The organism is Vibrio sp. 378 (genome assembly GCF_033339435.1).
The window spans coordinates 56,427-78,169 of sequence record NZ_JAWOUO010000014.1; the positions used below are offsets into that span (position 1 = coordinate 56,427).

26 protein-coding genes are annotated in these 21,743 nt (G+C 44.7%); 10 read left to right on the forward strand and 16 right to left on the reverse strand.

All coding sequences use genetic code 11. The features are described 5' to 3' along the window. The first annotated feature begins 8 nt into the window (after positions 1-8). Entirely contained in the window at positions 9-1,352 is a 1,344-nt protein-coding gene (gene pmbA, locus R7Q48_RS20070) for a metalloprotease PmbA (RefSeq protein ID WP_042523482.1), read from the forward strand. Positions 1,353-1,416: 64 nt separating this feature from the next. Here the strand turns inward: pmbA and mgtE are convergent, their stop codons facing one another. From mgtE to R7Q48_RS20125, 11 genes are all read right to left on the reverse strand, one after another. Then, positions 1,417-2,775, reverse strand: a complete 1,359-nt coding sequence (mgtE, locus tag R7Q48_RS20075) for a magnesium transporter (RefSeq protein WP_005381121.1) — start codon at positions 2,773-2,775, stop codon at positions 1,417-1,419. A gap of 148 nt (positions 2,776-2,923) precedes the next feature. Next, a complete protein-coding gene (locus R7Q48_RS20080; protein ID WP_005381120.1) occupies positions 2,924-3,199 on the reverse strand; it encodes an HPr family phosphocarrier protein in 276 nt (91 codons plus the stop codon). A gap of 2 nt (positions 3,200-3,201) precedes the next feature. Then, complete coding sequence (gene rapZ / locus R7Q48_RS20085) at positions 3,202-4,065, reverse strand: RNase adapter RapZ (RefSeq protein WP_005381118.1); 864 nt, start codon at positions 4,063-4,065, stop codon at positions 3,202-3,204. A 14-nt stretch (positions 4,066-4,079) separates the two neighbouring features. Continuing rightward, positions 4,080-4,526, reverse strand: coding sequence for a PTS IIA-like nitrogen regulatory protein PtsN (gene ptsN, locus R7Q48_RS20090; RefSeq protein WP_005381116.1), 447 nt, complete (start codon positions 4,524-4,526; stop codon positions 4,080-4,082). Positions 4,527-4,528: 2 nt separating this feature from the next. Beyond that, positions 4,529-4,816: a ribosome hibernation promoting factor gene (gene hpf / locus R7Q48_RS20095; protein ID WP_005381114.1), complete on the reverse strand. Its 288-nt coding sequence runs from the start codon at positions 4,814-4,816 to the stop codon at positions 4,529-4,531. Positions 4,817-4,840: 24 nt separating this feature from the next. Further along, the gene (locus R7Q48_RS20100; RefSeq protein ID WP_005381112.1) at positions 4,841-6,310 is read right to left on the reverse strand and encodes an RNA polymerase factor sigma-54; all 1,470 of its coding nucleotides are present in this window, start codon (positions 6,308-6,310) and stop codon (positions 4,841-4,843) included. Between the two features lie 50 nt (positions 6,311-6,360). Beyond that, positions 6,361-7,086, reverse strand: coding sequence for an LPS export ABC transporter ATP-binding protein (gene lptB, locus R7Q48_RS20105; RefSeq protein ID WP_005381111.1), 726 nt, complete (start codon positions 7,084-7,086; stop codon positions 6,361-6,363). A 1-nt stretch (position 7,087) separates the two neighbouring features. After that, positions 7,088-7,582, reverse strand: a complete 495-nt coding sequence (gene lptA, locus R7Q48_RS20110) for a lipopolysaccharide transport periplasmic protein LptA (RefSeq protein WP_005381109.1) — start codon at positions 7,580-7,582, stop codon at positions 7,088-7,090. Beyond that, on the reverse strand, positions 7,563-8,126 hold the full coding sequence (gene lptC, locus R7Q48_RS20115) for an LPS export ABC transporter periplasmic protein LptC (protein ID WP_005381106.1): 564 nt from the start codon (positions 8,124-8,126) through the stop codon (positions 7,563-7,565). The genes lptA and lptC overlap by 20 nt, the downstream gene beginning before the upstream one ends. An 86-nt stretch (positions 8,127-8,212) precedes the next feature. Further along, positions 8,213-9,184 (reverse strand): arabinose-5-phosphate isomerase KdsD, encoded by a 972-nt coding sequence (gene kdsD / locus R7Q48_RS20120; protein WP_005381104.1) that lies wholly within the window; start codon positions 9,182-9,184, stop codon positions 8,213-8,215. A 29-nt stretch (positions 9,185-9,213) separates the two neighbouring features. After that, positions 9,214-10,179, reverse strand: a complete 966-nt coding sequence (locus tag R7Q48_RS20125; RefSeq protein ID WP_005381102.1) for a calcium/sodium antiporter — start codon at positions 10,177-10,179, stop codon at positions 9,214-9,216. Positions 10,180-10,553: 374 nt separating this feature from the next. Here R7Q48_RS20125 and mlaF point away from each other — a divergent pair, with 374 nt between their 5' ends. From mlaF to R7Q48_RS20165, 8 genes are all read left to right on the forward strand, one after another. Then, complete coding sequence (mlaF, locus tag R7Q48_RS20130; protein WP_005388422.1) at positions 10,554-11,357, forward strand: phospholipid ABC transporter ATP-binding protein MlaF; 804 nt, start codon at positions 10,554-10,556, stop codon at positions 11,355-11,357. Next, positions 11,347-12,138 (forward strand): lipid asymmetry maintenance ABC transporter permease subunit MlaE, encoded by a 792-nt coding sequence (gene mlaE / locus R7Q48_RS20135; RefSeq protein WP_005381100.1) that lies wholly within the window; start codon positions 11,347-11,349, stop codon positions 12,136-12,138. The genes mlaF and mlaE overlap by 11 nt, the downstream gene beginning before the upstream one ends. A 2-nt stretch (positions 12,139-12,140) precedes the next feature. Continuing rightward, positions 12,141-12,629, forward strand: a complete 489-nt coding sequence (mlaD, locus tag R7Q48_RS20140) for an outer membrane lipid asymmetry maintenance protein MlaD (protein WP_005381099.1) — start codon at positions 12,141-12,143, stop codon at positions 12,627-12,629. 2 nt (positions 12,630-12,631) lie between these two features. Continuing rightward, positions 12,632-13,270 (forward strand): phospholipid-binding protein MlaC, encoded by a 639-nt coding sequence (mlaC, locus tag R7Q48_RS20145; protein ID WP_005381098.1) that lies wholly within the window; start codon positions 12,632-12,634, stop codon positions 13,268-13,270. Beyond that, positions 13,270-13,590, forward strand: coding sequence for a lipid asymmetry maintenance protein MlaB (locus tag R7Q48_RS20150; protein ID WP_005381093.1), 321 nt, complete (start codon positions 13,270-13,272; stop codon positions 13,588-13,590). The genes mlaC and R7Q48_RS20150 overlap by 1 nt, the downstream gene beginning before the upstream one ends. A gap of 3 nt (positions 13,591-13,593) precedes the next feature. After that, entirely contained in the window at positions 13,594-13,848 is a 255-nt protein-coding gene (gene ibaG / locus R7Q48_RS20155; protein WP_005381092.1) for a BolA family iron metabolism protein IbaG, read from the forward strand. 9 nt (positions 13,849-13,857) lie between these two features. Next, positions 13,858-15,114 (forward strand): UDP-N-acetylglucosamine 1-carboxyvinyltransferase, encoded by a 1,257-nt coding sequence (gene murA, locus R7Q48_RS20160; RefSeq protein ID WP_005388419.1) that lies wholly within the window; start codon positions 13,858-13,860, stop codon positions 15,112-15,114. A 155-nt stretch (positions 15,115-15,269) separates the two neighbouring features. Then, positions 15,270-15,995, forward strand: a complete 726-nt coding sequence (locus R7Q48_RS20165) for a 1-acylglycerol-3-phosphate O-acyltransferase (protein WP_005381088.1) — start codon at positions 15,270-15,272, stop codon at positions 15,993-15,995. 85 nt (positions 15,996-16,080) lie between these two features. Here R7Q48_RS20165 and R7Q48_RS20170 read toward each other — a convergent pair whose 3' ends face one another. From R7Q48_RS20170 to arcA, 5 genes are all read right to left on the reverse strand, one after another. After that, positions 16,081-16,470: a RidA family protein gene (locus tag R7Q48_RS20170; protein ID WP_005381087.1), complete on the reverse strand. Its 390-nt coding sequence runs from the start codon at positions 16,468-16,470 to the stop codon at positions 16,081-16,083. Between the two features lie 130 nt (positions 16,471-16,600). Then, complete coding sequence (gene pyrI, locus R7Q48_RS20175) at positions 16,601-17,062, reverse strand: aspartate carbamoyltransferase regulatory subunit (protein ID WP_005381086.1); 462 nt, start codon at positions 17,060-17,062, stop codon at positions 16,601-16,603. A 15-nt stretch (positions 17,063-17,077) separates the two neighbouring features. Further along, positions 17,078-18,007 carry an aspartate carbamoyltransferase gene (gene pyrB, locus R7Q48_RS20180; RefSeq protein WP_104975635.1) on the reverse strand — a complete coding sequence of 310 codons (930 nt, stop codon included), beginning with the start codon at positions 18,005-18,007 and terminating at the stop codon, positions 17,078-17,080. 281 nt (positions 18,008-18,288) lie between these two features. Continuing rightward, positions 18,289-19,293 carry an ornithine carbamoyltransferase gene (locus R7Q48_RS20185; RefSeq protein WP_318132422.1) on the reverse strand — a complete coding sequence of 335 codons (1,005 nt, stop codon included), beginning with the start codon at positions 19,291-19,293 and terminating at the stop codon, positions 18,289-18,291. 156 nt (positions 19,294-19,449) lie between these two features. Continuing rightward, positions 19,450-20,670: an arginine deiminase gene (gene arcA / locus R7Q48_RS20190; RefSeq protein ID WP_005381082.1), complete on the reverse strand. Its 1,221-nt coding sequence runs from the start codon at positions 20,668-20,670 to the stop codon at positions 19,450-19,452. Positions 20,671-21,253: 583 nt separating this feature from the next. On the opposite strand from arcA, the gene rraB reads away from it, so the two are divergent. Continuing rightward, complete coding sequence (rraB, locus tag R7Q48_RS20195; RefSeq protein ID WP_005385523.1) at positions 21,254-21,667, forward strand: ribonuclease E inhibitor RraB; 414 nt, start codon at positions 21,254-21,256, stop codon at positions 21,665-21,667. The last annotated feature ends 76 nt before the right edge of the window (positions 21,668-21,743 follow it).

Below are 21,743 nucleotides of genomic sequence, written 5' to 3' on the forward strand. Positions count from 1 at the left end.
GAAAGACAATGGATATTAAACAGCAGGTTGCTGAGCAACGTACCGAGCTAGAGCAAGCCGTCGCAAGAGCCTTAAAGCTTGCATCGGCAAAATCTGACGCCGCCGAAGTCGCAATTACTAAAAGCACTGGTTTAAGTGTTTCAACTCGTATGGGTGAAGTAGAAAATGTCGAGTTCAACAGCGATGGTGCGCTGGGCATTACCGTTTACCGAGGTCAACGCAAAGGCAGTGCTTCCACGTCTGATTTAAGTGAAGCGGCAATCGAGCAAACCGTTATAGCGGCGCTAGATATTGCACATTACACATCTGAAGACCCATTTGCAGGCCCTGCAGCAAAAGAATACATGGTGCAAGAGATCCCGGAGCTTGATCTTTTCCACCCTGACGCACCCGATCCAGACTATGCTGCCGATGTGGCGATTGCCGCTGAGAAAGAAGCGCTAAGTTATGACAGAGCAATCAAGCAAAGTGATGGCGCGAGTTATGATAGTCATTATGGCGTGAAAGTGTATGGCAATAGCCATGGCTTATTAGCTAGTTATGCGTCTAGCCGCCATAGTACTAGCTGTTGTGTAATTGGCGTTGGTCAAAACGGCGAGATGGAACGTGATTACAGCTACACCGTGGCACGTCATCGTGATGACTTATGGACCCCAGAAACGGTGGGTCGTAAGGCGGCAGAGAATACGGTTAACCGCTTAGATGCGCAGCGTCTAAAAACAGGTCAATACCCAATCATGTTTGCGGCTGATGTTGCGACAGGCTTGATTGGCCATCTCGTTATGGCGATCAGCGGTGGTAACTTGTACCGAAAATCTTCTTTCTTACTTGACCATCTAGGCAAACAAGTGCTTCCTGAATGGTTCAATATCTCAGAACGTCCGCATGTATTGCGTGGTTTGGCATCAAGTCCATTCGATAGTGAAGGTGTGTACACTCAAGACCGTGAGATCATTACCGACGGTGTGCTAGCAACTTATCTGTTAACCAGTTATGCCGCACGTAAAATGAAGATGACGCCGACAGGTCACGCTGGTGGGATTCATAACTGGTACGTGAAGTCGACAGGCCAAAACTTCGAGCAAATGCTTAAAGAGCTCGGTACTGGTCTTCTAGTGACAGAGGTTATGGGACAAGGTGTGAACGTGGTAACGGGTGATTACTCTCGCGGTGCCGCAGGCTTCTGGGTTGAGAACGGCGAGATCCAATACCCAGTATCAGAAATTACCATCGCAGGTAATCTAAAAGACATGTTCACCAAGATTGTAGCGGTTGGTAGTGATATTGAAACGCGCTCACAAATCCAAACGGGCTCTATCCTACTGGATACCATGAAAGTGGCGGGTGAATAAGCTTTTCTAGCAATTCAGAATCAAAAAAGCCTGATGTGTTCATCAGGCTTTTTCGTTTTTGCTGTTAGGTAATCAGTATTGTGGCAAGCCCTAAGAAGACAGATAAACCAATCACATCCGTCACTGTTGTTAATGCCATACCACCAGCTAAAGCGGGATCGATGTTCATTTTTTTCAATAGGATTGGAATCGTTACTCCGGCAATACCTGCGACCAATAAGTTGGTCAGCATGGCGGCGGAAATGATTCCTCCGAGCATCCAGTTACCTTTCCAAGCAACAACAATACCACCAATAATTAGCGCCCACATGATGCCGTTAAGTAAGCCGATCGAGGCTTCTTTCATTAACAGTTCGCGTTTGTTTGAGTCTCCGATATGACCAAGAGCAAGACCACGAATCACTAGTGCGACGGTTTGGTTACCAGCGACACCACCCATGGACGGAACAATCGTCATCAATACCGCAATGGCGGCCATTTGGTCTAATGTGGCCTCAAACATGTTAGAAACGGAAGCAGCAGCAAGGGCGGCTAATACGTTAGCGCCAAGCCAGATACTGCGTTTGCGAGCTGATTTTACAACAGGCGCGAAAGTATCTTCGTCATCGTCCATACCCGCCATACTCATCATCGAGTGTTCCGCGTCTTCACGAATAACGTCAACCACGTCATCGATGGTGATACGACCGACCAAATGCAAGTTTTCATCAACAACAGGTGCAGATACCCAATTACGGCGTTCGAACAGACTCGCAACATCTGAGTCGCTAGTATCGACGGTGATGGCCTCGTCCGCGTCTTCCATTACATCAATGATTTTTACGTCTGGCTGAGTGGTAATAAGCGTCGTGATCGGCAGTTCACCGATGAGCTTACTCTCTTCATCGATCACATACAGGGCATCCGTAGCTTCTGGAAGCTCGCCTTTCATACGTAGATAACGCAAAACTACGTCCACATCTACGTCACCACGAATTGTGATGACGTCGGTGTTCATCAGTCCACCCGCGGTGTCTTCTGGGTAGGATAGGGCGGTTTCGACCCGTAGACGGTCAGAGGAGTCCATTTGCGACAGAACTTCGCGTGACAGGTTGTCAGGCAAGCTACGCAGTACGTAAGCTACGTCATCGGTATCCATGCCTTCTGTCGCTTCTGCAAGCGCTTCTGGTGCCATTTTGGATACGAGGCTGTCTTTGACGTCTTCATTCAGCTCGTCAAGGATTTCACCATAATCTTCAGGGTCGGTGAGTTGCCAAAGAACTTCACGGCTCTTCCGTGGGGAGGCTTCTAAAAGGTGAGCGATATCCTCAGGTTCCATGTCCTGTAATTGACGACGAACATGGACGAAGCGGCCATTTTCTAGCGCTTCTGTGACTTCTTGGAGGGCTTGGTGAGCTTGGTCGAATTCAATTTGCTCTGCCATTCATTCCTCCCAATTCCTGATATTTACAATGCGTTGAATAATAACTTAATTCTAGGCGCCTTTTAATAACAACTTATGATACTAAGCAAATTTATTTATTAGGTCAGGGAAGAGAAAGATAATGGGAGGTAAGAAAAAAGCGAGTAAACTACTCGCCTTCATCAAATTTATCTTCGATCAAGTGGCAAACGGCATCCAGTGCTTCTTCCGCTTGCCCACCCGTTGCGTGGATCGTAACGTATTGTCCTTGAGCGGACTCTAGCATTAACAGGCCCATTACGCTGTCTGCTGTGGCGGTTTTGTCTTCTTCATTGTCGATGGTGATGACCGCTTCAAAGCTCTGTGCCAGTTCGACCAGTTTGACTGCTGCACGAGCATGTAAGCCAAGGCGGTTTTGAATCAATACTTTACGACTTAACTCCACGGCTACTCCTTAGCGTTTTTCTCTAGTGAGGTATGGCGAATTTGTACTTGGTGTCCTTTGTTGGCGAAGTATTCACCGATTTGCTGAGTTAAGTACACCGAGCGGTGCTTACCACCAGTACAACCGATTGCAACGGTCAGGTAGCTGCGGTTGTTTTTCTCAAGCAGAGGTAACCAATTCTCTATAAAGCTTTCAATTTGATATTTCAAACTTAACACCGATTGGTGTTGCTCTAAAAATGCGGCGATAGGAGCATCCAGACCTGTAAGCGGGCGTAGTGCTGGTTCCCAATGTGGGTTAGGTAAGAAGCGAACGTCGAATACGTAATCGGCATCGGAAGGCAGGCCGTATTTAAAACCAAAAGACTCAAATACCATAACGAGCCCTTTGCGATCTCTGCCTTCAACGCGCATACGCACGGTTTCACTCAATTCATGCAAAGACTGCCCACTACTATTCAGGACCAGATCTGCATGCGCTTTGAGTGGCGTCAAAATTTGCTTCTCACGCTCGATGGCTTGATCGAGCGAGAGGGAGGTGCCACCTAAAGATAACGGGTGAATTCGGCGTGTTTCGCTGTAGCGTTTGAGTAGCGTTTCTTTATTAGCGTCCAAGAAAAGCACGGTCACATCAAGCTCAGTTTTTAACTGTTCTAGTGTACTCGTCAGTTCTTTTAGCTTTTTAGGAATATTGCGAATATCAATGCTGACTGCAACATTCTGTTTGCTGTCAGCAACAGAATGAACAAATGCGTCTAGCAAGTTAACTGGCAGGTTATCAACACAGTAGTAACCTAAGTCTTCCAGTACACGAAGCGCAATACTTTTACCGGCACCTGAATGCCCACTAACAACGATTAGTCGCATGGAGTTAGTCCTGCTTATTGGTGAATCATGATGTCGTAAAGTTCTTCATCACTCTGAGCATTACGCAGTAGTTTTAATACTTGCTTATCGCTCAGACGTTCTGCCATAGAGGATAGAGTCTTGAGGTGCTCTTTGCACTGTTCTTCTGGTACAAGGAGCGCAAAAAGAAGATCGACAGGTCGATTGTCAATCGCATCAAATTCGATTGCTTCATCACATTGCAGTAAGACAGCAATGGCCTTGTCGCTTGATTGCATTCTCGCGTGAGGGATCGCAATACCGTTTCCGATACCGGTACTGCCCATTTTTTCTCTATTGAGCATGCATTCGAACAGCTCGGTAGAATCTTGGCCCGTTTGATCAGCCACGATACGGCTGATCATTTCAAGGGCGCGTTTTTTACTCGTGCAGTGGACCGCACTTTTGGTGCAGTCCAATGACAGTATTTCGCTCAGTTGCATGATTAATGACTGTTTAGTTTTTCTTTGTGCTTATTAAGTTGGCGAACCAATTTATCTACCAGCGAATCGATCGCGGCATACATATTTTCGTCATCGGCTGATGCGTGGATTTCGCCTTGATTTATGTGAAGCGTAGCTTCCGCGATTTGAGTAATTTTTTCAACTTTTAGTACAACATGCACTTGATTGATATGGTCGAAGAACCTTTCGAGCTTCTGAAACTTAGAATTTACATAGTCTTGCATTGAATCGGTAAGATCAACGTGATGGCCTTGAATATTGATTTGCATAGACTTTCCTTTTCAGTTAGTGCCTTATAATAGGCGTTTACGCTGACTTGAAGGGGCAATTCCCAAGGATTCGCGATATTTGGCTATCGTACGTCTTGCGACCTGAATCCCTTGGTCAGCCAGAAGAGCAGCAATCTTGCTATCACTCAGTGGTTTGGCAGTATTCTCTGCTGCGACCAGTTTTTTAATGAGTGCACGAATTGCTGTTGACGAACATTCTCCGCCGTTGTCAGTACTAACATGGCTAGAGAAGAAGTACTTCAATTCAAAAATACCACGTGGTGTATGCATAAACTTTTGCGTTGTTACACGAGAAATCGTGGATTCATGCATGTCCACAGCCAAAGCAACATCATTGAGTACCATTGGCTTCATGGCTTCCTCACCATACTCGAAGAAATCTTGTTGATGTTCAACAATACATCTTGCAACTTTGAGTAGCGTCTCGTTTCTACTCTCTAAGCTCTTAATTAACCATTTTGCCTCTTGCAAATTGCTGCGGATGTACTGGCTATCCGCGCTATTACCTTTGCCTAATTGAGCATATTGTTGATTTACTTTTAATTTTGGCACGCTATCCGGGTTTATAGAAACGGTCCATTTGCCATTGTCTTTAAAAACGGATACGTCTGGAATTACGTACTCGGTATCATCAGGAGTGATGCGACTACCTGGACGAGGATCTAACTGTTGGATAAGCTTTAAGACTTCACGAAGATCGGCTTCTTTCAGCTTAGTCTCTTTGATGACGAGCTTGTAGTCACGGTTGCCTAGGTGATCAATGTGATCCGCAAGTATCATTTTAGCTTCAGCAAGCCACGGCGTGTCTTCTGGGAAGGTCGTCAGTTGCAGTAACAAACATTCTTGTAAGTTACGCGATGCAACGCCAAGAGGATCGAATTGTTGAATGCGTTTACGAACAGCTTCTACTTCGTCTAACTCTATCTCTTCATTATCGAAGCTCTCATGAATCTCTTCAGGCGACAAAGTTAAATAGCCGTAGTCGTCAACAGCGTCAATAATCGCTAATGCAATCGTGCGGTCGGTTTCACTGAATGGTGTTAGGTCAAGCTGCCACATGAGGTAATCATGTAATGATTCAGTGGTTTCGCCCTGGTAGACGGGCATATCATCATCAAGAGCTAAGCCAGTGCTACCAGTATTCGCGCTGTAGACGTCATCCCAAGTCGTGTCGATTTCAAGTTCAGAGCTAATTTCTGATTTCTCTATCACATCGGAGCTATCTGGAACGTCAATTTCTGTTGGTTCGCTAGCACTGTTGCTATCAGCAGCCTCGACCGCTGACTTATCTTCACCGTTTGCTAGAGGCTCGTCTTGGCCTTCTTCAACTTCCAATAATGGGTTGGAGTCCAACGCTTCTTGGATTTCTTGTTGAAGATCGAGTGTCGACAATTGCAATAAGCGAATCGCTTGCTGCAACTGTGGCGTCATGGCTAACTGCTGACCTAGCTTGAGTTGTAATGAAGGTTTCATTCAGTGTTACTTACCTTGTAATGCTCAGAATCTTACCGTTCCTAATATAATCATAGACGGAATTGTTCGCCGAGATAAACTTGTTTCACCTGTTCATTATTGAGAACTTCTGCCGGAGTTCCCGATGCAATTAGGTGCCCTTGGCTCACGATATAGGCTTTTTCACATACGTCCAGTGTTTCACGTACATTATGGTCAGTGATTAACACTCCGAGACCACGATCGCGCAGATGTTCAATGATTTTCTTGATGTCATTAACCGAAATTGGGTCAACACCAGCGAAAGGTTCATCCAATAAAATGAACTGAGGGTTGGCCGCTAAAGCTCGAGCGATTTCCACCCTGCGTCGCTCACCCCCTGATAGTGCCATACCAGCACTGGTTCTGATGTGCTGGATGTGGAATTCTTCCAACAAATCTTCCAGTTTATCTTGGCGCTCTTCCCTCGTCATTTCTTGACGAGTTTCAAGTACGGCCATGATGTTATCTTCTACTGAAAGCTTACGGAAAATCGACGCTTCTTGCGGAAGATAGCCAATGCCAAGTCGTGAACGGCTATGCATCGGCAAAATACTGATGTCATTGTCGTCAATGGTAATGGTGCCTTCATCTCGAGGTACTAAGCCGACAATCATGTAAAACGAGGTGGTTTTACCCGCACCGTTTGGACCGAGCAGCCCAACAATCTGACCAGATTCAACTTCTAAGCTAACATCAGTGACGACTTTGCGTTTTTTGTAGCTTTTCGCCAAGTTTTTCGCACTCAGTACTGCCATATTAGTTCTCTATCTGATTGGGTTGCAAAATGGTCGTAACGCGCTCTTCCTTAGAGCTATCTGCGACTAGCTTTTGTTTACCAATTTGGTAACGAATCGAAGAACCTTTGATGGTGTTGTTGTCTTGCGCCAGCTGCGCTTGACCTTTCATGGTCAGTTCGTCTGTAGAAATACGGTAATCCAATTCCGTAGCTTGACCACTAAGTGTTTTACCATCGTCCATCAGCTGAGAAAACTTCGCAGGTTTACCAAATGCTTGAATCTGTTTAATTGCTTCGGTTTTAGGATCGCGAGTTACCACGATTCTATCAGCATCGATATTGATGCTCCCTTGCTTAAGAGATACATCGCCTTCAAAAACAACCTGGTTACTCTTCATATCCACCTGTTGGGTGTCAGAGTTTATGTAAACCGGCTGTTGAGTATCCGACTTGAGTGCCAGCGCTTGAGGCGCCGCCAATACCAGTGCCAGTAGGCTAAGGTGTAACGGTTTCATATCGACCTTGAACTTCATCTGTCAGAGTCGCAGTATGCTGTTTTAAGTTGCCTTGCATTGCGCCTCCAGTAGTTTCAAATTGTGGTCCAACCAACATCACTTGTTGGTCAGCTTTAAAATCACGATTGGTTAGATTAATGACCAATTTGTCTGTTGCCATGGTATCAAAACTCGCACCAGGCAGAAGATTTTGCATTAAGACTTTGTCATATAAAGTCAAAACTTGGTCTTCATCTAACACTGCTCTTGTGGCAGTCACCTTCCATTCAATGACGCTACCTTCACGGTAAACCATCAAAGTCGGGTTATTAAAAATAGTATCTCCACTCTTAGCATAATGGTCTAAGTTAGTGGAGCGAATGATGTAACTGCGGACACCATCTTCACCGTAGGTGATATTTTCTAATCCAGAACCACTGAACATGGGCAGTTCAGAATCTGGTGCTACTTGAATTGCGTCGTTGCCTTTAGGGGTTAGTAGGTAATAACCGCACCACGCTACAACGAAGATCAAGAGCAAATAAATAAGGCGAGTAAAACTCATATAATGAAGGCCTATCGTTTAGCTCAGTACTTCCCTGACCATTGCCTTTATTCGTCTAATAAATGGTTTAAATGTTTGTGCTGATATTACATCACGCCAGCTTTTAGTAAATCGTGCATGTTCAGTGCACCCACAATTTTTTCGTCTTTACATAAAATCAGAGCGTTAATGTTTTTATTCTGCATCAAGTTCAAACCTTCAACCGCCAGCATATCAGGGTGCGCTGTGGTTGGGTTTGTCGTCATGACCTCGCCAATTGCCGTCGTATGAATATCGATACGCTTGTCTAGGGTACGACGTAAATCACCATCGGTGAATATACCAAGCATAGCATCGTGCTCATCGACGATGGCTGTCATGCCTAACCCCTTTTCTGAAATTTCAAGCAGGGCATCGCGAATTAATGCGTCAGGAGAAACTTTAGGTAGCGCTTCTCCAAAGTGCATAATATCAGACAACTTAAGTAGCAGTTTTCTCCCCAGTGCACCACCTGGGTGAGACAGGGCAAAATCTTCGGCAGAAAAACCACGAGCTTGAAGCAGAGCTACGGCTAATGCATCTCCCATCACTAATGTGGCAGTCGTACTGCTAGTTGGCGCCAGGCCTAACGGACAAGCTTCTTGAGGTACCGTAATTTGCAGGTGTAAGTCAGACAGCTTGGCCATATTTGATTCTGGCTTACCTGTCATGCTGATGATCTTAATATTCAGGCGCTTTAATACTGGAAATAGAGACAGAATTTCGTTTGATTCACCAGAGTTAGAAATTGCCAGCACAATGTCACCAGGGCTGATCATACCCAAGTCGCCATGTGCGGCTTCGCCTGGATGAACGAAAAACGCCGAAGTCCCAGTGCTTGCCAGAGTGGCGGCAATCTTGTTACCAATATGGCCTGACTTGCCAATACCCATAACGACAACTTTGCCGTTGTTGGAAAGGATAAGTTCACACGCTTTTTCAAATTGATCATCAAAGTAGGTATCTAGCTCTTGCAGAGCAGCAACTTCGATATCAAGAACTTGTTTAGCAGCAGCGCGAAAATCAAATTGATTGGACATATCAGATCTCTACTTATTGATCGTGGTAATTAAGCGGTCATGTTTGCGAATAAGTACACTTGGTAACCTAAGAAGCACACAAACAAGATGGCACCTTCAATACGGTTAATACTGCGCGATTTACCCAAACACATCGCGACAAGTAACAATGAAACGCCTAACATGACCCAGAAGTCACGGCCCATCGCGTACTCACTGAGCACTGATGGATTAATGATGCCAGGAATCCCCATTACCGCCAGAATGTTAAACACATTCGACCCGATAATGTTACCGACAGCCATGTCGTCTTCACCCTTTAAAACTCCCGCAAGTGATGCGGCTAGTTCAGGCAGGCTAGTGCCAATGGCGATAATAGTTAGGCCGATAACAAGGTCGCTCATACCAAAGTGTTTAGCAATGATTACCGCGTTATCAACCAGCATGCTGGCTGCCAAAGGAAGCAGTATCAAGCCAATAACCACCCACATGATTGCTTTAGGGTTACTGACGCCTTCTGGGATCTCTGACTCTTGGTCATCAAGAAAAACATCACCTGATTTTTGCTCTTTGCGGCTGATTTGCAACATAGCAAATAAAAATGCCCCAAAGAGTACAAACAATAAGACACCCTCATAAAAACCGAGATGGCTATTCCAAAGCAGAATACCAGCGAGTACGGTTACGGCTATCATGAGTGGAAGTTCTCGGCGGATGACGGCGGAGCTAATCGACAAAGGCTTGATCAGCGCTGTAATACCTAGGATTAACGCAATGTTCGCTATGTTTGAGCCTAATACGTTACCCACCGCTGTATCTGTTTTGCCATCCCAAGCAGCGGTTGCAGATACCATCATCTCAGGGGCGGATGAGCCCATCGCGAGGATTGTCATGCCGATGACAAGCGGGGAAATACCGACGTTGCGGGCTATCGCTGCAGAGCCAAAAACAAGTTTATCTGCACTCCAAACAAGCAAAACAAGACCGACTATAAGCAACGCAACGGCTTCGAGCATGAGAATTCCTAAGTATTAAATAAGTAAAATGAATAACCGCTAATTTTGACCTTTTGCGGCCTAAAATGGAAGATAAACGAAGAATAAATTAAAGGTTAGTAACGAAAATGTATGTAAATCTCACTCATTTAAATGAGCAATTCTGGTCTAGGATTTAAACACTTCGTGCTAATTCGGTCATAAACCATGAGAAATTGCAGGGATATACTCGACTTTATTTAATTGAACAGTGCTTTAAATTCAACGCCAATGTGCTTATGATTGCAGCCTAATAAATGTACCGACGTTACTTTATTAAACGTAGAATTCAACTCCGATGAGTATCTGCTTGATGATTCCGTGAGTTGCAACGCTCCTACAGTAGAAGAGATGATATGTCGAACAACGATTTAGTCACCGTGAACAACCTCACTTTTTCACGGGGAGAACGCATGATCTTTGATGATATTGATCTGCATGTTCCTGAGGGCAAAGTGACGGCCATTATGGGACCATCGGGAATTGGTAAAACAACACTGCTGCGTTTGATTGGTGGTCAGTTGTATCCCGAGCAAGGAGAGATCTGGTTTGATGGCGACAATATTCCCTCTCTCTCGCGTAAAAAACTCTACCATGCTCGAAAGAAAATGAGCATGTTGTTCCAGTCAGGGGCTTTATTCACTGATTTGAATGTTTTTGATAATGTCGCCTTTCCATTGAGAGAGCATACCGATTTATCGGAAGATTTGATTCGCACCATGGTGTTACTCAAGCTCGAAGCTGTCGGTCTGCGCGGCGCGGCGCAATTAATGCCGAGTGAGCTTTCAGGTGGTATGGCAAGACGCGCTGCTTTGGCTCGTGCAATCGCACTTGATCCTGATCTGATCATGTACGATGAGCCGTTTGTGGGGCAAGACCCAATCACTATGGGCGTTTTGGTTGAGCTAATTAGCAATCTAAACCAAGCGTTAGGTTTGACCTCTATTGTGGTTTCTCACGACGTACCTGAAGTCATGAGTATTGCTGACTGGGTATACCTGATGGCCGATGGAAAAATCATCGCCTATGGTACGCCAGAAGAGCTGACTCAAAACTCTGATCCTCGTGTCCAGCAGTTCTTACAAGGTGATGCCGACGGTCCTGTACCGTTTCGTTTCCCTTCTCAAAGTATCGAAAAGGACTTATTTGATGGTCGATAACTTCATTCACTTTGTCGCCTCGCTGGGTCGACGCACGCTTTCTATTTGCGGAGCATTTGGTCGTGCGACTTTCATGTTGATTGGGGCGCTATTTTCTAAGCCACAACCGATCAGAAGCTTTCCTCTGCTTGTTAAGCAACTTTATTCTGTTGGTGTTCAGTCGCTGGCGATCATCGTCGTATCTGGTCTGTTCATTGGAATGGTTTTGAGTCTACAAGGCTATGTTGTGTTGGTGGATTACGGCGCAGAAGGCAGTTTGGGGCAAATGGTAGCGCTTTCGTTACTCCGTGAATTAGGACCCGTTGTTACTGCACTTTTGTTTGCTGGTCGTGCCGGTTCTGCGTTAACCGCAGAGATAGGTCTAATGAAAGCAACGGAACAACTGTCTAGCCTTGAAATGATGGCGGTAGACCCATTGAAACGAGTGATTGCACCACGGTTTTGGGCTGGGGTTATCTCAATGCCTTTACTGGCTATGATTTTCATGGCTGTGGGAATTTGGGGCGCTCAGCTTGTTGGTGTTGACTGGAAAGGCGTTGATCACGGCAGTTTTTGGTCAGCGATGCAGTCCTCTGTTGAGCTAGGGCAAGACATTGGTAACAGTATGATCAAATGTTTTGCGTTTGCAATTACGGTTACTTGGGTCGCTCTATTTAACGGTTATGATGCTATTCCAACATCGGAAGGGATCAGCCGAGCAACTACGCGCACTGTTGTGCATTCTTCTTTAGCAGTACTAGGATTAGACTTTGTACTGACCGCATTGATGTTTGGGAATTAATCATGCAACAAACACGTAAAACTGAATTATGGGTTGGCAGCTTTGTATTAGCGGGAATTTGCGCGATTCTTGTGATGATTTTTCAAGTTGCTGACGTAAAAAGCATTGGCTCTGGTGATACTTATACCCTCAAAGCCGAGTTCGATAATATTGGCAGTTTAAAAGTTCGTTCGCCCGTAAAAGTGGGGGGCGTTGTGATTGGTCGAGTAAGTAGTATTTCGCTTAACCCAGACAACTTATTGCCAGTTGTAACACTATCTATCAATAGTAAATACAATCAGTTCCCAGAAACGTCGAGCGTACAAATTTTGACATCTGGCCTGATTGGTGAGCAATACATTGGTTTAGTACCTGGCTTCGTTTTTGATGATGAAGTCATGCTGGTGGATGGTGATACCATCGAAGACACCAAATCGGCGCTTGTGCTTGAAGACTTAATTGGTCAAGTACTATACAGCGTAGGTGGTTCAGACGACTCAAGTAAGGAATAACTATGTTAGCGAGATTACTACTTTCAGTTTGTGCTGTGTTTAGCGTATTTGGAGCAACAGCAGCAGAGGTGGATAAAACTGAACCTTATAAGATGATGAAGCAGGTAGCTGAAGTCACGTTCGAAAGATTGAAAGCCGAACAGCCGAAAATCAAACAAGATCCAAATTTACTTAAAGTGATCGTTGAAGAAGAGCTAATGCCTTACGTCAACTACCGCTATGCAGGGTTAAAACTTCTTGGTCCAAACTTAAAAGGTGCTAAGCGTGAAGATGTACTTGAGTTTATCGATGCATTTCGTGCGTACCTGATTGCGTCTTATGCACAAGTGTTGACGCAATACTCTGACCAAAAAATTGAGTTTGGTCCTGAGCCTAGCATTGATGACTCTAAGCGTATTACAAGCATTAAAGTTGATATCATCGATACTCCGCGTCCAAACATCAAACTTGAGTTTAAACTGCGTAAAGACAACCAGTCTGGTGAGTGGGAAGCATTCGATATGATTGCAGAGGGCATTAGTTTGCTTTCTAGTAAACAATCCGAATGGAACAGTAAAATTCGTCAAGAAGGTATTCTATCTGTTGCTAAAGACCTAGAAAAATTGGCCGCAGAACCGATCCGCTTCGAGGCTAAGAAATAATGGCCCAGACTCCCGCTCAGTGGCAATTGGATCAAAACATTCTTAAGCTAACAGGGGCACTTGATAGAGATACAGTGCCTTCATTGTGGGCGTATGCACAGCAATGGCAACCTGCTCAATCGGAGCTGGAATGCTCGCTAAAAGAGATAGAGCGCGTCGACTCTGCAGGAATGGTGATGTTAATCCACTTATTAGAGCATGCAAAAAAGCAAAACTGTCATATAATGCTCAGTTTCGTGCCGGCGCAACTGCGCACTTTGTTTCAACTGAGCAATGTTGAATCTTTAGTGGCCAAACACATACAGAATTATCAGGGGTAAATTGTGGATAGCGCAAAAGTACAACAGTTATTAGAAGAAGCACTAAACCTTCAAGAAGTGCATGTGAAAGGTGAAGGTAGCCACTATGAAGTGGTTGCTGTTGATGCTTGTTTCGATGGAATGAGCCGCGTTAAGAAGCAGCAGCTAATTTATGCTCCTCTGATGGAATACATCCAGCGTAACGACATTCACGCATTATCAATCAAAGCGTTCACACCAGAAGAGTGGGCTCGTGATAAGAAATTGATGTCGCTTTAAGGTTTATTGATGGAAAAGTTTCGAGTTATTGGGTCAGATAAACCACTAGTTGGTGAAGTGACCATTTCAGGTGCAAAAAACGCAGCACTGCCGATTTTATTTGCGTCTATCTTGGCGGAAGAGCCAGTAGAAGTGGCAAACGTACCACACCTTCGTGATATCGATACAACCATGGAATTGCTTAAGCGTTTAGGCGCGAAAGTAAGCCGCAATGGCTCTGTTCATGTTGATCCAAGCAGTATTACAGAATACTGTGCGCCTTATGATTTGGTGAAAACCATGCGTGCTTCTATTTGGGCTTTGGGTCCTTTGGTGGCGCGCTTTGGTCAAGGTCAGGTTTCTTTACCAGGCGGTTGTGCTATTGGCGCTCGTCCTGTGGATCTGCATATTTCTGGTTTAGAGCAGCTTGGCGCAACCATTACATTAGAAGATGGTTATGTGAAAGCAGAAGTGGATGGTCGTCTAAAAGGCGCGCACATCGTGATGGATAAAGTCAGCGTAGGCGCGACGATCACCATCATGTGTGCCGCAGCGCTGGCGGAAGGCACAACAACACTAGATAACGCTGCGCGTGAGCCTGAAATCGTCGATACCGCTGATTTCCTAAATAAGCTTGGCGCAAAAATCTCTGGCGCTGGCACAGATACCATTACGATTGAAGGTGTTGAGCGCCTAGGCGGTTGTAAACACAACGTGGTTGCTGACCGTATTGAGACGGGAACATTCCTTGTCGCAGCAGCGGTATCTGGCGGTAAAGTGGTATGTCGCAACACTAATGCTCATTTGCTTGAAGCGGTTCTCGCCAAGCTGGAAGAAGCTGGCGCGCTTGTCGAAACGGGTGAAGATTGGATCTCCGTTGATATGACCGACCGCGAGCTAAAAGCGGTAAGTGTACGTACTGCGCCACATCCTGGTTTCCCGACGGATATGCAAGCTCAATTTACGCTACTGAACATGATGGCGAAAGGTGGCGGCGTAATCACTGAGACTATCTTTGAAAACCGCTTTATGCACGTACCAGAACTCATGCGTATGGGCGCTAAAGCTGAGATCGAAGGCAATACGGTTATCTGTGGTGATGTTGAGTCACTTAGCGGTGCGCAAGTGATGGCAACCGATCTACGAGCTTCGGCTAGTTTGGTTATTGCAGGTTGCATTGCTAAAGGCGAAACCGTCGTTGATCGTATTTACCATATCGACCGTGGTTACGACAAAATCGAAAATAAACTGGCTGCACTTGGCGCAAATATTGAGCGAGTGAGCTAGGCAAGTTAAACTGCACCGCAGGTAACTTGGATATCAAGAGAGCCGAAACCTGAGTTTCGGCTTTTTTATATCACTCTCATGACCATATTTTCCCTTTATGGAAAGAGAGATATTAATAGCTGTATCTGGCAAAAGCCGGTTCCTGGAGAACAAGAATGATTGCACTGTTACGTGTATTTGCTGTCGCTATCTTTGCGATTGTTATGTTTATTGGTGGTTGTGGTTACTGCCTATTAAGCCCTAGAAACCCTAAGCACGTTTTCACTTTTGGCCGTTTGTTTGCCAAGATGTCTCGTGTGTTTGGGATTAAGTTAGAGTTGCGTATCCCTGAAGATGCGTATTCACGCGGCCAACATGTTTACATTGCTAACCACCAGAACAACTGGGACATGTTTACTGTTTCTGCGGCTGTGACTCCGAAAGTTGTGACAGTAGGTAAAAAGAGCTTGGCTTGGATGCCACTGTTTGGTCAGCTTTACTGGCTTACGGGTAACATTCTGATTGACCGAGCGAATCGTTCTAAAGCAAAAGGTACTATCGATCAGGTCGTGAGCAGCATGAAAGAAAGTGATGTTTCGGTGTGGATGTTCCCAGAAGGCACGCGTTCTCGTGGACGTGGTTTGCTGCCATTCAAAACAGGTGCTTTTCATGCGGCAATTGGTGCAGGTGTGCCAATCATTCCTATCGTATGTAGCTCGACGAATAAAATTAAGCTGAACCGTTGGAACAATGGTCATGTGATTGTTGAAATGCTACCTCCAATCAGCACTGAAGGCTATGGTAAAGAGGGCATTCGCGAGTTAGCGAATATCTGTCGTGAACAGATGAAAGAGAAGCTTGAATCGTTAGATGAAGAAGTCAAACAGCGCAACGCTGCTTAAGTTTTACTGCGATATCATCACGAAAAGACAATAAAAAACGGGTAGCCTGAGCTACCCGTTTTTTATTGTTTGTCAGCAAGTGCAATTATTTGCGAACAGCGATTGCTTCAATCTCGATGCCAACATCTTTTGGTAGGCGAGCCACTTCTACACAAGAGCGTGCAGGGTAGTTTGCTACGCCGTGCTCATCAAAGAACTTGCCGTAAACTTCGTTCACTGTGCCAAAGTCATTTAGGTCTTTAACAAAAACCGTTAGCTTTACAATATCAGATACTTTAAGACCTGAAGATTCAACTACAGCCTTTACGTTTTCTAGAGACTGACGAGCTTGTTCTGCGATATCAGCAGACACTTCACCTGTCGCTGGGTTTACTGGGATTTGGCCTGAAGTAAGAACCATGTTACCTAGATCTACGCCTTGAACGTAAGGACCGATTGCTGCTGGTGCAGACTCAGTGTGAAGTACTTTCGTCATTTGATTTTTTCCATCAGTTGTAGGGAATAAAGATTCTCAGTTTGCCTCTAAACCCTCGGTAGGTAAAGAGCAAAATACCCTGGCATTGCAGGGTATTTTAAACGTATCACAGCCTAGTCGTGCGGCGTGTTTATCGCTCGGTTACGATCTCGCGTGAGAACACTTTCTCGCAGTATTTACACTTTAGGCGGATTTCTTGTTTTTTCTCGAACACGCTAAAGCTGCTTTCTACTGGTTCATTATGAGAAATACAGTTTGAATTTGGGCATTCAAATACATCATTGATGCGCTCAGGAAGCTCTAACGCGAGCTTTTTCACCACTTCATAATTCTCGATTTGATTCACGGTCGCGTGAGGAGCATACAACGCTAGCTTGCTCGCTTGCTCTTCATTGATAAACACATTTTCGATTTTGAGTAGATCTTTATGACCGAGTGCTGATGATGGCAAGTTCAGTCCAATCGTTACGCGTTGTGATGAATTGTGCATATCGAACAGTCTTAATACTTTGATGCCGATTTGCGCAGGGATGTGGTCGATGACCGTACCATTTTTGATTGCTTCTACCTGCAATTGAGTTTCTTTAGCCATGATTTTTCCCCTCGATTACAGTGTTTCGTTTAGAACAAGCGCCAGCAGTGCTTGGCGAGCATACACGCCATTTTGAGCTTGCTGGAAGAAGTAAGCATGAGGCGTTTTATCAACATCAGTTGTGATTTCATCCACACGTGGTAGTGGGTGCAGCACTTTCAAGTTCTCACGCGCGCCTTCTAGTAGTGCCGCCGTTAGGATGTAAGCCGACTTAATATGTGCGTATTCCGATTCGTCAAAACGTTCTTTCTGTACGCGTGTCATGTACAGAATATCCAGTTCAGGAATCACACTTTCCATGTCTGTGTGTAGGCTATATTGAATGCCAGATTCGTCTAGTTCTTCGCAGATGTAATCTGGCATTGCCAGCGCATCTGGTGCAACAAAGAAGAAGCGGATGTTGTTAAACTTTGCTAAGGCTTGAGTCAGTGAGTGCACTGTGCGGCCATATTTTAGGTCACCTACGAATGCGACGTTCAGGTTGTCTAGACGCCCTTGTGTTTCCGCGATGGTGTATAGGTCGAGTAGCGTTTGAGTTGGGTGTTGGTTTGCACCGTCGCCCGCGTTGATCACTGGCACGCCATTTGAAAATTCAGATGCCAAGCGAGCGGCGCCTTCTTGTGGATGACGCATCACAAAGGCATTGACGTAAGAAGATATGACTTGTACTGAATCTGCGAGTGTTTCGCCTTTTTTCGCCAGAGAGGTATTACCATCATTATCAAAGCCAATCACGTCACCACCAATGCGCTGAATCGCTGTTTCAAACGATAAACGTGTACGTGTTGATGGTTCAAAGAAACAACTTGCAACGACTTTGTTTTTAATCAGTTCTGGTCGAGGTGCTTTTTTAAGGCTACCTGCTGTTTCTACGATAAGTTCCAGTTCTTCGCGTGAAAGCTCTGGAATAGAGATGATGTGCTTCTGGTAAAGCGAGTTCGCCATGATCTTCTTCCCTATAACATTGATGACTACATCCAAATAACCGAAAGGAATTTTGGACATAAAAAAACCTCCCCAATGGGGAGGTTTTAAAATTCAATAGAATTAACGAAAATAACACCACGTAAGCGTAGTCGCTTAGCGAGAGCAAATCGCGTTTTTACGTCAGCAATCAGCGTGGTCATTTCTTAATCCTCAGACAAATTGCCGAGCATTATACGCTTAACTTTCGTGAGCGCAAGCGATTACATCATGGTTTTTATCGGCTGTTTTTGCGCACTGGTTTAGCTTCCTAGCGTCGCAACTATCACGGCTTTGATGGTATGCATACGGTTTTCAGCTTCGTCGAATACGATGGAGTATTCCGATTCAAATACCTCTTCTGTTACTTCAAGGCCTTTCATACCGTATTTTTCAGCGACTTCTTTGCCGACGGTGGTTTCATCATTGTGGAAAGCTGGAAGGCAGTGCATGAATTTCACATGTGGATTACCCGTTTGCTCAATCACGTCCATATTGATTTGATAAGGTGTCATTAACGCTACACGTTCATCCCATGCCTCGGCAGACTCACCCATAGACACCCAAACGTCGGTGTATAGGAAGTCACAACCTTTCACACCTTCCTCAACGCTTTCTGTTAACGTGATTTTTGCACCGGTTTGTTGCGCGATAGTTTGACAAGTTGCCACGAGCTCTTCTTCAGGCCAGAACGCTTTTGGCGCGACAAGGCGAATATCCATGCCCATTTTCGCTGCGCCCACCATAAGTGAGTTACCCATGTTGTTGCGTGCATCACCTAGGTAAGCGAAGGTTATTTCATGTAGCTGTTTACCACGGCCGTGCTCTTGCATGGTCAGGAAGTCAGCAAGGATCTGGGTTGGGTGGAACTCATCCGTTAAACCATTCCACACTGGAACACCAGCATAAGTACCAAGCTCTTCAACAATGGATTGGCCAAAGCCTCGGTATTCAATCCCGTCGTACATACGACCAAGAACACGAGCGGTGTCTTTCATCGATTCCTTATGACCGATCTGCGAGCCAGAAGGGCCGATGTAAGAGACTTGAGCACCTTGGTCAAAGGCAGCGACTTCAAACGCACATCGGGTACGAGTCGAAGATTTCTCAAAGATTAGTGCGATGTTTTTACCTTGAAGTGTCTTCTGCTCTGTTCCTGCATATTTAGCTTTTTTCAGCTCTGCAGACAGTTCGAGCAAAAACTGGATTTCTTTGGTTGAGAAGTCCAATAGCTTCAAAAAGTTGCGGTTACGTAAATTGAAAGCCATAGCTCGTCCCTTAGTACATGTGATTAGATTAATAGAATCCATTAAAACATATAAATGCTTTTATTGTGAATAATTATTTTCAACTGAAGCTAAAAAAGGTTGATGTATTCACATCAACCTTAGTTTTGATTCGCCTAATGTAAAGGGACGAGTAAGTTATATATCGTCTCGTTCTATTGGACAGCTCATACAGCGAGCGCCACCGCGACCACGACCAAGCTCGTTACCAGGTACTGTCAGTACTTTGATGCCAGCTTTATCGTATTTTTCGTTGGTGTATACGTTGCGTTCGTAACCAATTACTACGCCCGGTTTTACAGTTAGAACGTTATTGGCATCATTCCATTGTTCGCGTTCCGCTTCATAACTGTCGCCACCAGTGGTGATGATTTTCAGCTGATCTAAGCCAAGAGCGGACTCAATCGCGTGCAGATAGTTATGTGAGGCTTCAACATGCATTTCACCGTTGCCTTTTGGTGTTAAGCGCCATGTGTCGAGATCTTTGCGCATGATCTCTGGGTAGACAGAGAAAGTATCTACATCCATATGGGTCATCACAGTGTCTAAATGCATACATGAGCGGTGTTTAGGCAGATCAATTGCAATAACTTCGGTAGCTTGGCCTGCTTTAAATAGGCTCGCTGCAAGGTTCTCTACACCTTGAGCAGTCGTACGCTCAGACATACCGATAAGAACTGCACCTTTACCAATAACCAACACATCACCGCCTTCGACATTCGCATTATCATAATGCAGATCATCGTCACCGAAGTATTTGATAAAATCTTGGCCAGCAAAAATTGGGTGCCAACGATAAATTGCACGTAAGTGGTTTGTTTCACGTTGGCGTGCAGGCATCATCATTGGGTTGAGCGATACACCACCATAAACCCAACATGAGGTATCACGAGTAAAGAGGTGATTAGGCAGTGGCTCAATAACAAAGTCGAGAGGACGCTTCATTTTTGGCAGCATAGAAGATGAGGAGATCGGTAGCTCTGAGTAAGCTAAGCCACCTAAAAAGATGCAGGCAAGATGTTCATCATCCATTTCTGAAAAGTATTGGCGTAGGTCTCGCGCAAATGTTGGCCCGTAGCGAAAGTCAGAAATCTGAGTGTTCAGCAGCCATTGTTTTGCTTCTGGAACGGCGAGGGTTTCGACCAGTAAATCGTGGAGGAGAAGCACTTCAACGTCTTGCTCGCGCAGCGTACGTGCGAATGCATCGTGCTCTTCACCTGCCGCTTCTACAGCAAGAACGTCATCAAATAGCAACTCATGACAGTTTGACGGAGTTAAGTGGGTTAGGGCGCGTTCAGGGCGATTTAATAGAACTCGTCGAAGTTGACCAACTTCTGATCCAACGTACAGCTTGCTCATTTTGTATCCTTACAAATTTTCCAGCCATTAGTTATGACAAGCTTCCTAGAAAGATGCAAGTTATCAAGCTTTGTTTATATTCTGGTGTTTCTGGTTTTGTGAGTTTTTTATTTTTATTTTGATTCTTATGAAATTTATTATTAGATATAAATGCTATTTTACTAAAATTAGAGTGCGTGCGTTTTTATTCTAATTTTCCCGTTGAGAAAGAATACACGCACAGTGCATAAAACGTGCATTTTTATTCTAAACTATGCATTATTAAAGTGAATTTATTCGTTATGCTTCTTCGTTTTACACGTGAGTGTATTCAAGAAAGCATCATAAACACGCATAGAAAGAGAAAATAACCACATTAAGTGTCAATTAGGATGTTCTGAATATTAAAAAATGCCATTCTTTGTTAATTTTTTGTTTCTTTGTGTGGTCGGTTTAATATTTAGATTCAAATAACCGATAAGAATCGCAGTGGTATGATGTTTGTTTGTGGCTTTTCATCGCAATCCATGCCATATTTCACCGGATCAGCATACTCAGTATCGGGTATTGTGTTTCCATCAAGTAACTAATCTGGAGCCAAAACATGTCTCACGAAGATGAATATCTATCAGTAGAAGAATTAATTGAGATTCAAAAGGAAGAGACTCGCGATATCATTGCAGCATTGCTAGAAGATGGCAGCGATCCAGATTCGCTATACGAAATTGAGCACCACCTGTTTGCAGAAGATTTTGACACGCTAGAAAAAGCGGTAGTTGAAGCATTCAAGATGGGCTTTGAAGTTCTTGAAGCAGAAGAAACTGAAGATGAAGATGGTAACAAGTTGCTTTGCTGTGATGCGACTATGGAGTCCGCACTTGACGCAGAAGCAATTGATGCGCAAGTTGAAAAATTGATTCACTTGGCAGAAAAATACGACATCATCTATGACGGTTGGGGTACGTACTACGAAGGCGAAGATGCGCTTTACCCTGAAGAAGATGAAGACGGCGAGTAATCAAAGCTCACTACTTTTGGAAAAACCAGCGTTTAACGCTGGTTTTTTTATACCTTGAAAAACTGACGAATGTGGA

What these genes read in the sequence shown, in the direction of transcription:
- pyrI (WP_005381086.1), bottom strand. Translation starts at nt 17,062, where the DNA reads ATGGCTAAAGAAACTCAATTGCAGGTAGAAGCAATCAAAAATGGTACG.
- mlaD (WP_005381099.1), top strand. Translation starts at nt 12,141, where the DNA reads ATGCAACAAACACGTAAAACTGAATTATGGGTTGGCAGCTTTGTATTA.
- R7Q48_RS20100 (WP_005381112.1), bottom strand. Translation starts at nt 6,310, where the DNA reads ATGAAACCTTCATTACAACTCAAGCTAGGTCAGCAGTTAGCCATGACG.
- murA (WP_005388419.1), top strand. Translation starts at nt 13,858, where the DNA reads ATGGAAAAGTTTCGAGTTATTGGGTCAGATAAACCACTAGTTGGTGAA.
- hpf (WP_005381114.1), bottom strand. Translation starts at nt 4,816, where the DNA reads ATGCAAATCAATATTCAAGGCCATCACGTTGATCTTACCGATTCAATG.
- mlaF (WP_005388422.1), top strand. Translation starts at nt 10,554, where the DNA reads ATGTCGAACAACGATTTAGTCACCGTGAACAACCTCACTTTTTCACGG.
- R7Q48_RS20170 (WP_005381087.1), bottom strand. Translation starts at nt 16,470, where the DNA reads ATGACGAAAGTACTTCACACTGAGTCTGCACCAGCAGCAATCGGTCCT.
- R7Q48_RS20185 (WP_318132422.1), bottom strand. Translation starts at nt 19,293, where the DNA reads ATGGCTTTCAATTTACGTAACCGCAACTTTTTGAAGCTATTGGACTTC.
- R7Q48_RS20125 (WP_005381102.1), bottom strand. Translation starts at nt 10,179, where the DNA reads ATGCTCGAAGCCGTTGCGTTGCTTATAGTCGGTCTTGTTTTGCTTGTT.
- R7Q48_RS20165 (WP_005381088.1), top strand. Translation starts at nt 15,270, where the DNA reads ATGATTGCACTGTTACGTGTATTTGCTGTCGCTATCTTTGCGATTGTT.
- rapZ (WP_005381118.1), bottom strand. Translation starts at nt 4,065, where the DNA reads ATGCGACTAATCGTTGTTAGTGGGCATTCAGGTGCCGGTAAAAGTATT.
- ptsN (WP_005381116.1), bottom strand. Translation starts at nt 4,526, where the DNA reads ATGCAACTGAGCGAAATACTGTCATTGGACTGCACCAAAAGTGCGGTC.
- rraB (WP_005385523.1), top strand. Translation starts at nt 21,254, where the DNA reads ATGTCTCACGAAGATGAATATCTATCAGTAGAAGAATTAATTGAGATT.
- lptB (WP_005381111.1), bottom strand. Translation starts at nt 7,086, where the DNA reads ATGGCAGTACTGAGTGCGAAAAACTTGGCGAAAAGCTACAAAAAACGC.
- lptA (WP_005381109.1), bottom strand. Translation starts at nt 7,582, where the DNA reads ATGAAACCGTTACACCTTAGCCTACTGGCACTGGTATTGGCGGCGCCT.
- lptC (WP_005381106.1), bottom strand. Translation starts at nt 8,126, where the DNA reads ATGAGTTTTACTCGCCTTATTTATTTGCTCTTGATCTTCGTTGTAGCG.
- mlaC (WP_005381098.1), top strand. Translation starts at nt 12,632, where the DNA reads ATGTTAGCGAGATTACTACTTTCAGTTTGTGCTGTGTTTAGCGTATTT.
- mgtE (WP_005381121.1), bottom strand. Translation starts at nt 2,775, where the DNA reads ATGGCAGAGCAAATTGAATTCGACCAAGCTCACCAAGCCCTCCAAGAA.
- pmbA (WP_042523482.1), top strand. Translation starts at nt 9, where the DNA reads ATGGATATTAAACAGCAGGTTGCTGAGCAACGTACCGAGCTAGAGCAA.
- R7Q48_RS20150 (WP_005381093.1), top strand. Translation starts at nt 13,270, where the DNA reads ATGGCCCAGACTCCCGCTCAGTGGCAATTGGATCAAAACATTCTTAAG.
- kdsD (WP_005381104.1), bottom strand. Translation starts at nt 9,184, where the DNA reads ATGTCCAATCAATTTGATTTTCGCGCTGCTGCTAAACAAGTTCTTGAT.
- arcA (WP_005381082.1), bottom strand. Translation starts at nt 20,670, where the DNA reads ATGAGCAAGCTGTACGTTGGATCAGAAGTTGGTCAACTTCGACGAGTT.
- pyrB (WP_104975635.1), bottom strand. Translation starts at nt 18,007, where the DNA reads ATGGCGAACTCGCTTTACCAGAAGCACATCATCTCTATTCCAGAGCTT.
- mlaE (WP_005381100.1), top strand. Translation starts at nt 11,347, where the DNA reads ATGGTCGATAACTTCATTCACTTTGTCGCCTCGCTGGGTCGACGCACG.